This is a genomic window from Curtobacterium sp. KBS0715, assembly GCF_005938005.2.
In the GTDB taxonomy this organism is placed as follows: domain Bacteria; phylum Actinomycetota; class Actinomycetes; order Actinomycetales; family Microbacteriaceae; genus Curtobacterium; species Curtobacterium flaccumfaciens.
The window spans coordinates 2,609,255-2,622,740 of sequence record NZ_VCCA02000001.1 but is presented as its reverse complement, the minus strand read 5'-3'; the positions used below and the strand labels follow the sequence as shown (position 1 = coordinate 2,622,740).

General features: G+C 69.2%; 10 protein-coding genes. 4 read left to right on the top strand and 6 right to left on the bottom strand.

Annotated elements, in window-relative coordinates; translation table 11 throughout:
- Positions 1 to 27 precede the first annotated feature (27 nt).
- The 5 genes from FFG40_RS12550 to tkt all read right to left on the bottom strand — a co-directional run bounded on the left by FFG40_RS12550 (position 28) and on the right by tkt (position 7,472).
- The gene (locus FFG40_RS12550; RefSeq protein WP_071244913.1) at positions 28 to 972 is read right to left on the bottom strand and encodes a glucose-6-phosphate dehydrogenase assembly protein OpcA; all 945 of its coding nucleotides are present in this window, start codon (positions 970 to 972) and stop codon (positions 28 to 30) included.
- Positions 969 to 2,507, bottom strand: coding sequence for a glucose-6-phosphate dehydrogenase (gene zwf / locus FFG40_RS12545; RefSeq protein WP_027465683.1), 1,539 nt, complete (start codon positions 2,505 to 2,507; stop codon positions 969 to 971). The genes FFG40_RS12550 and zwf overlap by 4 nt, the downstream gene beginning before the upstream one ends.
- 22 nt (positions 2,508 to 2,529) lie before the next feature.
- A complete protein-coding gene (locus tag FFG40_RS12540) occupies positions 2,530 to 4,128 on the bottom strand; it encodes a glucose-6-phosphate isomerase (RefSeq protein WP_138803550.1) in 1,599 nt (532 codons plus the stop codon).
- Positions 4,128 to 5,240, bottom strand: a complete 1,113-nt coding sequence (gene tal / locus FFG40_RS12535; RefSeq protein ID WP_027465681.1) for a transaldolase — start codon at positions 5,238 to 5,240, stop codon at positions 4,128 to 4,130. The genes FFG40_RS12540 and tal overlap by 1 nt, the downstream gene beginning before the upstream one ends.
- Positions 5,241 to 5,378: 138 nt before the next feature.
- Entirely contained in the window at positions 5,379 to 7,472 is a 2,094-nt protein-coding gene (gene tkt, locus FFG40_RS12530; RefSeq protein WP_138803549.1) for a transketolase, read from the bottom strand.
- A gap of 424 nt (positions 7,473 to 7,896) precedes the next feature.
- Between tkt and FFG40_RS12525 the strand changes: the two genes are divergently transcribed.
- Complete coding sequence (locus FFG40_RS12525; protein ID WP_071403755.1) at positions 7,897 to 8,823, top strand: heme o synthase; 927 nt, start codon at positions 7,897 to 7,899, stop codon at positions 8,821 to 8,823.
- 353 nt (positions 8,824 to 9,176) lie between these two features.
- Here the strand turns inward: FFG40_RS12525 and FFG40_RS12520 are convergent, their stop codons facing one another.
- On the bottom strand, positions 9,177 to 10,151 hold the full coding sequence (locus tag FFG40_RS12520) for a heme A synthase (RefSeq protein WP_051596734.1): 975 nt from the start codon (positions 10,149 to 10,151) through the stop codon (positions 9,177 to 9,179).
- A 251-nt stretch (positions 10,152 to 10,402) separates the two neighbouring features.
- Here FFG40_RS12520 and sufB point away from each other — a divergent pair, with 251 nt between their 5' ends.
- From sufB to FFG40_RS12505, 3 genes are read left to right on the top strand one after another with little or no spacing between them, the layout of a single operon-like run.
- Positions 10,403 to 11,821 (top strand): Fe-S cluster assembly protein SufB, encoded by a 1,419-nt coding sequence (gene sufB / locus FFG40_RS12515; RefSeq protein WP_071403757.1) that lies wholly within the window; start codon positions 10,403 to 10,405, stop codon positions 11,819 to 11,821.
- On the top strand, positions 11,822 to 13,117 hold the full coding sequence (gene sufD / locus FFG40_RS12510; protein WP_260678870.1) for a Fe-S cluster assembly protein SufD: 1,296 nt from the start codon (positions 11,822 to 11,824) through the stop codon (positions 13,115 to 13,117). It begins immediately after the preceding gene.
- Positions 13,117 to 13,443: a non-heme iron oxygenase ferredoxin subunit gene (locus FFG40_RS12505; protein ID WP_017887268.1), complete on the top strand. Its 327-nt coding sequence runs from the start codon at positions 13,117 to 13,119 to the stop codon at positions 13,441 to 13,443. Before sufD ends, FFG40_RS12505 begins: the two co-directional genes overlap by 1 nt.
- Positions 13,444 to 13,486 lie beyond the last annotated feature (43 nt).

The window sequence follows — 13,486 nt, the reverse complement described above, 5'->3', positions numbered from 1 at the left end:
AGGCGGCCCGACCGTGTGGGGTGTTGATCAGCGGGCGATGGTCTCGCGCAGCTGGGGCACCCCGTGCTTGACGACGTCTCCGAAGAGGACGTCCGGGTCGAGTCTACGGAGTTCCTCGGCCAGGCAGTCGCGCAGGTTGCGGCGTGGCAGCGACAGGTCGTGCGTCGGCTGCCCGGGCATCGAGAGCGTGGCGACGTCCACCAGGGACCGCTCGAGCTCGATGGTGCCGGACTCGCGCACGAGCTTCACGCCGTGGATGCCGCTCGACCCCGTCGCGCGCGGCGACGTGACGACGGACACCGGTACCCGGAGCTGCAGCTGGAGCCAGGCGGCAAGGAGGATCGTCGACGGGCTGTCGGACGCTCCGGAGACCTCGACCGCGGTGATCGGCTCGTACGGCGGCTGGTCGAGCGCCGCGGCGAGCTGGTTCCGCCACAGGGTCAGACGGGTCCACGCGAAGTCGGTGTCGCCCGGCACGTAGGACGCACCGAGCGCCTCGATCGCGCCGTTCGGGTCCTTCTGCGCGGCCGCGTCGGTGATCCGTCGCTGCGCGATGCGGCCGAGGGCCGACGCCGCGGGCTGCTCGGGAGCGGTCTGCGGCCACCAGGCCACGACGGGTGCGTCCGGCAGCAGGAGGCCGGTGACCAGGCTCTCCTCGTCGGTCGCGGTCTCGCCGTACGCACGGAGGACGATGACCTCGCTCGCTCCCGCGTCGCTGCCGACGCGGATCTGCGCGTCGAGGCGGCCGGGGGACTTCGTGTCACCGCTGTTCTTCGAGACGATGATCACGCGCATCGGGTGCTCGCGGGACGCCTCGTTCGCCGCCTCGATCGCCTCTTCCTCGTGGCCGAGGGCCGTCGAGATGATGAGGGTCAGCACGCGGCCGAGGGCGACGGCGCCGCCCTCTTCGCGGATGCGGACGAGCTTCTTCTGGATCTTCGACACCGTGGTGTCGGGCATGTCGATCTTCACGGACGCCTCCAGGTCCGACCGTCGCGGGCGAGCAGGGCGTCGGCGGATGCCGGGCCCCACGTGCCGGGACGGTACTGCTCGGGCTGGCCCTGCGTGGCCCAGAACTCCTCGATGGGGTCGAGGATCTTCCAGGACAGCTCGACCTCCTGGTGCCGCGGGAACAGCGGCGGGTCGCCGAGGAGCACGTCGAGGATGAGTCGCTCGTACGCCTCGGGGGATGCCTCGGTGAACGCGTGGCCGTAGCCGAAGTCCATCGTCACGTCGCGCACCTGGGTGCCGACGCCGGGGACCTTCGAGCCGAAGCGGAGCGTGACGCCCTCGTCCGGCTGGACACGGATGACGAGCGCGTTCTGACCGAGCGGGGACTGCGTGTTGCCGTAGACGTCCTCGGGGACGCGCTTGAACACGATCGCGATCTCGGTCACACGACGACCGAGACGCTTGCCGGCGCGCAGGTAGAACGGCACGCCCTGCCAGCGGCGCGTGGCGATGTCGAGCTTGATCGCCGCGTAGGTCTCGGTGCCGGACTCGGGGTTCATCCCGGCCTCTTCGAGGAAGCCGAGCACCTTCTCGCCGCCCTGCCATCCGCCGTCGTACTGCCCGCGGGCGGTGGCGGTCGACAGGTCCTCGGGCAGGCGCACGGCGGAGAGCACCTTCTCCTTCTCGGCACGCAGGTCGGCGGCCTTGAACGAGACGGGCTCCTCCATCGCGGTGAGCGCGAGGAGCTGCAGCAGGTGGTTCTGGATGACGTCGCGCGCCGCACCGATGCCGTCGTAGTACGCGGCACGCCCGGCGACGCCGATGTCCTCGGCCATCGTGATCTGCACGTGGTCGACGTAGTTCGAGTTCCAGATGGGTTCGTACATCTGGTTCGCGAACCGGAGCGTCAGGAGGTTCTGGACGGTCTCCTTGCCGAGGTAGTGGTCGATGCGGAACACGTCGTCGGGCGCGAAGACGCTCTCGACGATCGCGTTGAGCTCGCGCGCGGTGCGGAGGTCGGAGCCGAACGGCTTCTCGACGACGACGCGGCTCCAGGAGCCCTCGCGCTTCTCGGTCAGCCCGGACAGCTTCAGCTGCTCGGTGACGACCGGGAACATCTTCGGCGGGATCGACAGGTAGAACGCGTGGTTGCCCAGCGTGCCGCGCTCGGCGTCGAGGTCGTCGACGGTGCGCTTGAGCTCGCGGAACGCCTCGGGGTCGTCGAACGAGCCCTGCACGAAGCGGATGCCCTGTTCGAGCTGACGCCAGACGTCCTCGTCGAACGGGGTGCGGGAGTGTTCCTTGACGGCGTCGTGGACGAGCTGGGAGAAGTCTTGGTCCTCCCAGTCGCGACGAGCGAACCCGACGAGCGCGAACCCCGGGGGCAGGAGCCCCCGGTTGGCCAGGTCGTAGACCGCGGGCATCAGCTTCTTGCGTGACAGGTCGCCCGTCACGCCGAAGATGATGAGCGTGCTCGGTCCCGCGATCCGGTTCAGTCGACGATCCGTCGGCAGCCGGAGCGGGTTGTGCTCCGGGGTGATTGCCACCGGTGACATGAGTCGGTGAACTCCTTACGAGTCAGTGGGAGACGGCGGAGGCGATCGCCGTGGTGGCGGCGTGGACGTCCGACGTCGTGAGGGTGAGGACCGGCCGGCCGTGCTCCGCGAGGACACTCGCGTCGCCGGCTGCCTGGGCCCGGAGGAGCTGCCCGAACGTGAACGGCCGACCCGGGATCGCCAGGTCGTCTGTTTCGTCGGCCACGATCTGCAGGAACACTCCCGTGGCGGGGCCGCCCTTGTGGTACTGGCCGGTCGAGTGCAGGAACCGCGGACCGTACCCGAAGGTGACGGGTCGCTCCGTGCGCGCCGCGATCGCGTCGCGCAGCGACTCGAGGCCGCTGTTCGTGGTGCGGTCCACATACGCCTGCACCGACACGTAGCCGGTCGGGTCGAGCGCGGACAGGAGGCCCGACACGGCTTCCGAGAGCGTCGCACCGACCGCGAGTCCTGGCGTCGCGCGGACGGCGATGCCGTCCTCGGAGAACGCCGGCTCCGCAGGAGCGGGGCGGTCGTCGAGCAGCGCGCGGGTCGCGACCTTGGCGGCCTCGACGTCGGGCTGGTCGAACGGGTTGATGCCGAGCAGGCGACCGGCGACCGCGACGGCGTACTCCCAGACGAGGATCTGGCCACCGAGCGTGCCGGTGATCTCGACCTCGCCCTCGGCCACGTGACGCTCGTCCTCGCGCGAACCGACCAGGCGGATGACCTGGACGTCGGGCAGGCCGGCGGTGACCTCGGGGGAGTCAGTGTGCAGCACGACGGGCAGCAGGCCACGGCCGTCCTTGCCGGTCGACTCCGCGATCAGCTGTTCGACCCAGTCGCCGAAACCGACGATGTGCGTGCCGTCGGGCACGATGGCGATCTTGTCGCGCAGCGGCTCGGTGCCGGCGAGGACCGCACCGAGCACGAGCCCGGGGTTCTCGTCCAGGTCGACCGAGAGCAGCGCGGAGATCGCGTCGGCCTCGTCGAGGAGCTCGGCGATGTCCGCTCCCGCGAGCCCGGACGGCACGAGGCCGAAGGCGGTGAGCGCGGAGTAGCGTCCGCCGACCGTGGGGTCGGCGGTGAAGACGCGGTACCCGGCGTCGATCGCAGCGGCCTCGAGCGCGGAGCCCGGGTCGGTGACGACGACGATGCGGCGGGCGGGGTCGATGCCGGCGTCGCGGAAGGCCTGCTCGTAGACACGACGCTGCGAATCGGTCTCGAGGGTCGAGCCGGACTTCGACGAGACCACGAGCACCGTGCGCTCGAGGTCGGTCGTCACGGCCGCGCGGACCTGTGCGGGGTCGGTCGAGTCGAGGACCGTGAGGGGCACGCCGGCGGTGCGCGTGATGACCTCGGGTGCGAGGGACGAGCCGCCCATGCCGGCGAGGACGACGTGGTCGACCCCTTCGGCACGGAGCGACTCGCGCAGCGCGGTCACCTCGGCGACGAGCGGGCGGGAGACCGAGACGGCCTCCACCCAGCCGAGGCGCTTCGACGCCTCGGCCTCGGCGGCGGTTCCCCACAGATCGGCGTCCTGGGCGGTGATGCCCGAGGCCACCAGGTCAGCGACGAGCCGCGGGACCACCTGTTCGATGGCCCGCGCGGCGTCGCCGCTGGCTGCGATGGAAACCGTCACTACTTGGCGCCCTCGAGCGCTGCCTTGACGGTGTCGACGAGCTCGCCCCAGGAGACGATGAACTTGTCCACGCCCTCCTTCTCGAGCAGTGCGACGACCTCGTCGTAGTCGACGCCCTGTGCGGCCAGCTGGTCGAGGACCTGCTGCGCCTGGTCGAACGTGCCGGCGATGGCGTCGCCGTGGATCTCACCGTGGTCGAACGTGGCGTCCAGCGTCTTGCCCGGCATCGTGTTGACGGTGTTCGGGGCGGCGAGCTCGGTCACGTAGAGCGTGTCGGGGAGCGACGGGTCCTTGACACCGGTCGAGGCCCAGAGCGGACGCTGCGTGTTGGCGCCGGACTCGAGCAGGCCGAGGGCACGCTCGGAGGCGAACGCCTCGGTCCAGACCTGGTAGGCGAGCTGCGCGTTGGCGATGCCGGCCTTCGACTTGAGGGCCTTGGCCTCGTCGGTGCCGACGGCGTCCAGGCGCTTGTCGATCTCGGAGTCGACGCGCGACACGAAGAAGGACGCGACCGAGTGGATCTTGGAGAGGTCGTGGCCGGCGGCCTTGGCCTTCTCGAGCCCACCGAGGTAGGCGTCGATCACGGCGCGGTAGCGCTCGAGCGAGAAGATCAGGGTGACGTTGACGGAGATGCCGGCGCCGATCACCTCGGTGATCGCCTCGAGACCCTCGAGCGTCGCCGGGATCTTGATGAGGACGTTCTCCTTGCCGACCTTCTCGAACAGGAACTTGGCCTGCTCGATGGTCTTGGCGGTGTCGTGCGCGAGGCCCGGCTCGACCTCGATCGAGACGCGGCCGTCGAAGCCCTTGGTCTCGTCGTAGATCGGCTTGAAGACGTCGGAGGCGTTCGCGACGTCCTGCGTGGTGATCTCGAAGATCGCGTCGGTGACGTCGGTGCCCGCAGCGGCGAGCTCCTTGACCTGCGAGTCGTAGCGCTCACCCTTGGCGAGGGCCGACGCGAAGATCGTCGGGTTGGTCGTCACACCGACGACGTTCTTCTGCTCGATGAGCTCGGTGAGCTTGCCGGTCTCGAGGAGCTCGCGGGAGAGGTCGTCGAGCCAGATGCTCACGCCGACCGCGGAGAGGGCGGCGGTGGGGGTGTTCTCAGCCATGTGTTTCTCTTCTTCTTTCATCGACGGGTCCGTGAGGACCGTGAGTCGGGGTTTCGGGGACGGGAGGCCCGTGGCGGAACCGAGCCGGGCCTCCCGGAAGAAGGGCCGGATCCGGAAACCGGACCCGGCCCTTGCAGGTCAGGAAGCTGCGATCGATTCCTTCGCGGCGGCCACGACGTGCTCCGTCGTGAAGCCGAACTCCTTGAAGAGCGTCTGGTAGTCGGCCGAGGCACCGAAGTGCTCGATCGAGACGCTGCGGCCGTTGTCGCCGACGATGTCGCGCCAGCTCATGGCGATGCCGGCCTCGACCGACACGCGAGCGGTGACGTCCTTCGGGAGCACCTGGTCCTGGTAGTTCTCGGACTGGGCGCGGAACCACTCGATCGACGGGGCGCTCACGACGCGGGCGTTGATGCCCTCGGCCTTGAGCTGCTCGCGTGCCTCGACCGCGATCTGGACCTCGGAACCGGTCGCGATGAGGATGACGTCCGGGGTGCCGTTGGGCGCCTCGGCCAGGATGTACGCACCCTTGGCGACGTTCTTCGCCGAGGCGAAGACCTCACCGGAGGCGTCACCCTCGCCACGCTCGAACACGGGGAGGTTCTGACGGCTCAGCGCGATGCCGGCCGGGCGGTCGGTGTGCTTGAGCATCTCGAGCCACGCGTACGCGACCTCGTTGGCGTCGGCCGGGCGGACGACGTCGAGACCGGGGATCGCACGGAGCGAGGAGACCTGCTCGATCGGCTGGTGCGTCGGGCCGTCCTCGCCGAGGGCGATGGAGTCGTGGGTCCAGACGTAGATCGCCGGCGCCTGCATGAGTGCGGCGAGACGGACCGCCGGACGCATGTAGTCGCTGAAGATGAGGAACGTGCCACCGAAGGGGCGGGTGTTCCCGTGCAGGACGATGCCGTTCAGGATCGAGCCCATGGCGTGCTCGCGGATGCCGAAGTGCAGCACGCGGCCGTACGGGTCGGTGCTCCACGTCGACGTCGAGGCCTCGGCCGGACCGAAGGACTTGGCGCCGTCGATCGTGGTGAGGTTCGACTCGGCGAGGTCGGCGGAACCGCCCCAGAACTCGGGCATCAGCGGCGCGATGGCGTTGATGACCTTGCCGGAGGCGGCACGGGTCGAGACGGCCTTGTCGGTCGGGAAGACCGGGAGCGCTGCTTCGAGGCCCTCCGGGAGCTCCTTCGACTGGACACGGTCGAACAGTGCCTTCTTGTCGGCGTTGGCCGCGGCCCACGCGTCGAAGGACTTCTGCCACTCGGCGTGCTCGGCCTGGCCCTTGGCGACGGCGCCGCGGGTGTACTCGAGGACCTCGGGGGCGACCTCGAAGGTCTTGTCGGTGTCGAAGCCGAGGATCTCCTTGAGGCCCTTGATCTCGTCGGCGCCGAGCGCCGAACCGTGGATCTTGCCCGAGTTCTGCTTGGTCGGCGACGGCCAGCCGATGATCGTCTTGAGGACGATGAGCGACGGCTTGTCGGTGACCTGCTTGGCGGCCTCGATCGCGGCGTGGAGCTCCTCGACGTCCTCGGAGTACTCGCCGGTCTTCTTCCAGTCGACGATCTGGACGTGCCAGCCGAGCGCCTCGTAGCGGTCGGCGACGCTCTCGGAGAACGCGATGTCGGTGTTGTCCTCGATCGAGATCTGGTTCGAGTCGTAGAACGCGATGAGGTTGCCGAGCTGCTGACGGCCGGCGAGCGAGCCGGACTCGTTCGTCACGCCTTCCTGCATGTCACCGTCGCCGGCGATCACGTAGGTGTAGTGGTCGAACGGCGACTGGCCGGCCGGGGTCTCCGGGTCGAACAGGCCGCGCTCGAAGCGCTGGGCGTAGGCGAAGCCGACCGAGGACGCGAGGCCCTGGCCGAGCGGGCCCGTGGTGATCTCGACACCGTCGGTGTGGCCGTACTCCGGGTGACCCGGGGTCTTCGAGCCCCACTTGCGCAGGTGCTGCAGGTCGTCGATCTCGAGCCCGTAGCCGTGCAGGTAGAACTGCACGTACTGGAGGATCGAGGCGTGACCGGCGGAGAGGATGAAGCGGTCGCGGCCGATCCAGGTGGAGTCGCTCGGGTCGCGACGCATCACCTTCTGGAAGAGCAGGTGGGCGAGCGGAGCGAGGCTCATCGCGGTGCCGGGGTGACCGTTGCCGGCGGCCTCGACCGAGTCGGCGGCGAGAACGCGGGCCGTGTCGACGGCCTTCCGGTCGATGGCGTCCCAGGTGAATTCAGCCACTTGGATGTTGACCCTTCTTGATGCGACATGTGCGAGGGCTCGTGCCATCGCACGGACATGTGGCCATCCCGGGGCCGAGTCGTGTCGCCGTCTAGCGGCGGCCGACCGGCTCATCGCGGCCGACGTCATCGGGGCGCGCACTGCGGGAGGGCGTGTCCAGCATAGTGACCCGGTACTCAGAAGGGGTTCAGGTGACCCCCGATGTTCACACCGGGGTGGCCGTCGACGGTCGATCCGGGCGTGTCGAACGCGTCCGGATCACGCCGGGATGTCGGAGCGGGGCACCGTCGCGGCGCTTCCATCCCGTAAACTGATCGGGACCCGTGGACATTCCGGGTCAGCGCATGCCCGGACGCCGTCGCAGTCGTCCACCGAGTGTGCGAGCTGATGCGAACAGACTGAGGTTCTCTTGCCGACTGCCACCGTGACCCGGCCCGACACCGATCGACCCCGATCGCCGCTGTCCCGCAAGGTCCGTGCGTACGTCTCGTTGACGAAGCCGCGCGTGATGGAGCTGCTGCTCGTCACCACGGCGCCGACGATGTTCCTCGCCGAACGTGGCGTCCCCGACCTGTGGCTCGTCTTCTGGACGATGCTCGGCGGAGCGATGTCGGCCGGTTCGGCGTCGGCCTTCAACTGCTACATCGACCGCGACATCGACCGGCTGATGAAGCGGACCAGCACCCGCCCGCTCGTCACCGGTGAACTGTCCGATCGCGAGGCCCTCGTGTTCTCGTGGGTGCTCGGCATCCTGTCGACCGCGGTGCTCGGGTTCCTGGTGAACTGGCTCGCGGCGGCGCTGAGCGTCATCGCGATCCTCATCTACGTGTTCGTCTACACGCTGTGGCTCAAGCGCCGCACCCCGCAGAACATCGTCTGGGGCGGCTCGGCCGGCTGCATGCCCGTGCTCATCGGCTGGGCGGGCGTCACCGGGTCGCTGACCTGGACCCCGGTCATCCTGTTCATGGTGATCTTCCTCTGGACGCCGCCGCACTACTGGCCGCTGTCGATGAAGTACCGCGACGACTACGACGCGGCCGACGTGCCGATGCTCGCCGTGGTCCGTGGCCGTACCGTCGTCGGCCTGCAGGTCGTGCTGTACGCCTGGGCGACGCTCGTCTGCTCGCTGCTGCTCATCCCGGTCGGGCACATGGGGCCGCTCTACACGGTCGTCGCGCTGGCCGGCGGCATCTGGTTCGTCGTCGAGTCCCACCGCCTGTACTCGCGGGCCATCCAGCACGTCGAGCACGTGCAGCCGATGCGGGTCTTCCACAGCTCGATCACGTACCTGACGCTGCTCTTCATCGCCGTGGGCATCGACCCGCTGCTGCCGCAGGTCTTCACCTTCTAGGCGGTCGAGCGGGCGCCCGCGCGCGCTCGGTCCGCACGACGCCGTCGCGTCCTGTTGACGCCGTCGTGTGGGTACGACGCCGCCAACCCGCCGAGACGCCGCCGAATCCGGGGGCGTCTCGCGCGTTCGGCGGCGTATCGGCAGGGCACCGGCGTCCTGCGTCGGGCACGGGGCGGACTGGAGGCACGGTGCGGGCCCGCCACGGGCCTCCTGTCCGGTGTCGCCGGCGTCGGCCGCGGGGCGCGGACCGCGGCGCCCTCCCGTCCAGGCCCACCACGAACGCGACACCCCACGAGTCGAACGACTCGTGGGGTGTCGGAGAACGGGTGTCGAGCGCGCGACGCGCCCGGGCGTCAGGCGTCGATGGGTTCCCGGACGGCGTCTCGGCCGGCCGAGGCCCGCGTCGACAGCACCACGGCGGTCACCGCACCGACGAGCAGCCCGGCGAGCACCATGTGGGTGCCGACGAGACCGACGGGCAGACCCGTCCGTGCCTGCGTGAGGCCGACCGCGATCTGCAGGAACTCGACGACGAGCAGCAGCAGCGGCCACTTGCTCGGGCGACCCAGGCGGACGGCTCCGATGACGAGCACCAGGGTCAGGGCGAAGAGGGCGTACGCCGGCCAGGCGTGCACGTGCTCCATGACCGCGGGGTCGAACCCGGTGCGGTGCAGGCGTCCACCGTCGACGGCGGCGTCGGCTCCGGCGTGCGGGCCGCTGCCGGTGGTCAGGATGCCGACGAGGACGGTCACGACGACGGCGGCGACGGTGCCGCGGACGACACCCGTGTACCAGCCTGGGACGAGCCGCTGGGCGGTGCGCGGGCCGTGCGTGGTGCGGTAGACCAGCGCAGCGGTCACCGAGGTGAGGGCGGCGGAGACGACGAAGTGCAGCCCGACCACGAAGGGGTTCAGGTTCGTCCAGACGCTCATGCCGCCGATGACGGCCTGCACGGGGATCGCGACGCCCTGAGCGAACGCCAGCCAGAAGAGTTCGGGGCGCGTGCGGAGCATCCGGACGACCGCGAGGAACATCGCGACGGCCACGATCACGAGCACGAAGGTGAGCAGACGGTTGCCGAACTCGATGATGCCGTGGATGCCCATCTCCGGCGTGGAGACGAGCGAATCCGCCGTGCACTTGGGCCAGGTGGGGCATCCGAGGCCCGAGGCGGTGAGGCGCACGAGGCCTCCGGTGCCGATCAGCACGACCTCGACCACGAAGGACGCCCAGGCCAGGGCGACCACGCGACGGTCGACCACGCGGGGGAGCGACCACCACCGTCCGGTCCGGAGATCCTGCTCGACGGGGGATCCGACGCGTGTCACGAGGGTGGTGCCTTCCTGTTGTTCCGTGCAGTGAACCTGTAGGATTCGAGGGTTCAGCAGCAGTCAAGTCTAGGCAGGCGCCGGCTCCGAATGGGCCGAGATCGCCGATCACTCCACGGACTGCGTGGAACCATTGTCGTTGCGAGGGAGCAGCACCGGGTCCGCATGTCAGCGGTCCGCGGTGGAATGGCGTCCAGACGCCACGGGTTCACACCTGTAACGCTGTCCCGCGAGAAGGAAACGAGGAGACCATGTCCGACGTGCTCATCGACCGTCCCGAGCTCGAAGGGCTCGGCCAATACGAGTTCGGCTGGTCCGACTCCGACTCGGCAGGGTCCTCCGCCCGTCGTGGGATCTCGGAAGAGGTCGTCACCGACATCTCGAACCTCAAGGACGAGCCCGAGTGGATGCTGAAGAACCGCCTCAAGGGGCTGTCGCTCTTCGGCCGCAAGCCGATGCCGACGTGGGGTGCCGACCTGACGGGCATCGACTTCGACAACATCAAGTACTTCGTGCGCTCCACCGAGAAGCAGGCGCAGTCGTGGGAGGACCTCCCCGAGGACATCCGTGCGACCTACGAGAAGCTCGGCATCCCCGAGGCCGAGCGCCAGCGCCTCGTCGCCGGTGTCGCCGCGCAGTACGAGTCGGAGGTCGTCTACCACCAGATCCGCGAGGACCTGGAGCAGCAGGGCGTCATCTTCATGGACACCGACACGGCGCTCCGTGAGCACCCGGAGCTGTTCGAGGAGTACTTCGGCACCGTGATCCCGGCCGGCGACAACAAGTTCGCCGCGCTGAACACGGCCGTCTGGTCCGGTGGCTCGTTCGTCTACGTCCCCAAGGGCGTCCACGTCGAGATCCCGCTGCAGGCCTACTTCCGGATCAACACCGAGAACATGGGCCAGTTCGAGCGGACGCTGATCATCGCGGACGAGGACTCGTACGTCCACTACATCGAGGGCTGCACCGCCCCGATCTACAAGTCCGACTCGCTGCACTCGGCCGTCGTCGAGATCATCGTGAAGAAGAACGCCCGCGTCCGGTACACGACGATCCAGAACTGGTCGAACAACGTCTACAACCTCGTCACCAAGCGTGCGATCGCACACGAGGGCGCGACGATGGAGTGGATCGACGGCAACATCGGGTCCAAGGTCACGATGAAGTACCCGTCGATCTACCTCGCCGGCGAGCACGCCAAGGGCGAGACGCTCTCCGTCGCCTTCGCGGGCCCCGGTCAGCACCAGGACGCCGGCGCGAAGATGATCCACATGGCGCCGTACACGACGTCCTCGATCGTCTCGAAGTCCATCGCCCGTGGTGGCGGTCGTGCGGGCTACCGCGGTGAGGTCCGGGTCGACCCGGCCGCGCACCACGCCGCCAACACCGTGCGCTGCGACGCCCTGTTGGTCGACACGATCAGCCGGAGCGACACCTACCCGGCGATCGACATCCGTGTCGACGACGTGCAGCTGGGACACGAGGCCACGGTCTCGCGTGTCAGCGAGGAGCAGCTCTTCTACCTCATGTCCCGCGGCATGGCCGAGGACGAGGCGATGGCGATGATCGTCCGTGGCTTCATCGAGCCGATCGCCCGCGAGCTCCCGATGGAGTACGCACTCGAACTCAACAAGCTCATCGAGATGAGCATGGAAGGATCCGTCGGCTAGATGTCCAGCACCACCCCTCCCCACATCGACCAGCCGATCGAGCCCGCTGCCGCAGCGCAGGGCGGCACCCAGCACGGCGCCGGAGCCCACTCCGACGGCGGCTGGGACGCCCCCGACAAGAAGGTGCCGGTCCAGACCCGCTCCGAGCGGTTCCAGTCCGGCGACGTCGAGGCGTTCCCGAAGGTCACCGGCCGAGAGGTCAACTGGAAGTTCGCGCCGCTCGCCAAGCTCCAGCCGCTGCTGGACGGCGGACTCGACGGATCCGCCTACCCGTACCTCGCCCGCCAGTCCGAGGGTGCCGACGTCGAGTGGGGTCGCAGCGACGACCCCCGCGTCGGCGCCGCCGGGCTGCCCGAGGACCGTGCCTCGGCCGCGGCGTGGACCGCACGTGACGCCGTGCTGGCGATCACGATCAAGGCCACCGAGGCACACGAGTTCATCACCCTGACCCGCTCCGACTTCGGGTCGCAGCCCCGCGCCGCGCACACGGTCATCACGGCCGAGCCGAACGCGCAGGGCATCGTCGTGCTCGACAACCGCGGCAGCGCCCTGCTCAGCGAGAACGTCGAGATCGTCGCGCAGCAGAATTCGCGACTGACGGTCGTCAGCCTGCAGGACTGGGACGACGACGCCGTGCACGTCGCGACGCACTTCGCCGAGGTCGGCCGCGACGCGTTCCTCAAGCACGTCGTGGTCTCGCTCGGCGGGGACGTCATCCGGGTCAACCCCTCGACGCACCTCGGTGCGCAGGGTGCCGACACCGAGATGTACGGCGTGTACTTCGCCGACGCCGGCCAGTACATCGAGCAGCAGGTCTACGTGAACCACGACGCGCCCAACACGCGCGGTCGGGTCAACTACAAGGGCGCGTTGCAGGGCCAGGGCGCGCACACCGTCTGGATCGGTGACGTCCTGATCGGTCGCGCCGGCGACGGCACCGACTCGTACGAGCAGAACCGCAACCTCGTGCTGACGGACGGCACGCGTGCCGACAGCATCCCGAACCTCGAGATCGAGACGGGCAACATCGAGGGCGCCGGACACGCGAGTGCGACCGGTCGCTTCGACGACGAGCAGCTGTTCTACCTGCAGTCCCGCGGCGTCCCGGAAGAAGAAGCCCGACGTCTCGTCGTGCTCGGCTTCCTGGTCGAGGTCATCCAGAAGATCGGTGCTCCCGAGCTCGAGGAACGCCTCATCGCCGCGGTCGAGCAGGAGCTGGCCGAGGGCCGTTCGGTCATCGCCGCACCGGCCGAAGCGGGCGCCACGCAGTCCGACGGCGCGGAGGCCAGCGCCTGATGGCCGAGAAGGTCTGCGCCGAAGCCGACATCGCGGTGGACAGCCCGATGCGGGTGGTCGTCGGTGGCACGGCGGTCGCGATCGTGAAGGACTCGTCCGGCACGGTCCACGCCATCGGCGACACCTGCACGCACGGCGACATCTCGCTGGCCGAGGGCTTCGTCGAGGGTGACTCGCTGGAGTGCTGGGCCCACGGGTCCCGCTTCTCGCTGACCACCGGCAAGCCGCAGAACTTCCCGGCCTACGAGCCCGTCCCGGTCTTCCGGGTCGAGGTCCGCGACGGCGACGTCTACGTCGACGTGCAGGACGTCGTCCCGGTCGACTGAGCACCCCCAACACTTCCCGCGGCTGACGCCGCACCACAGCTGC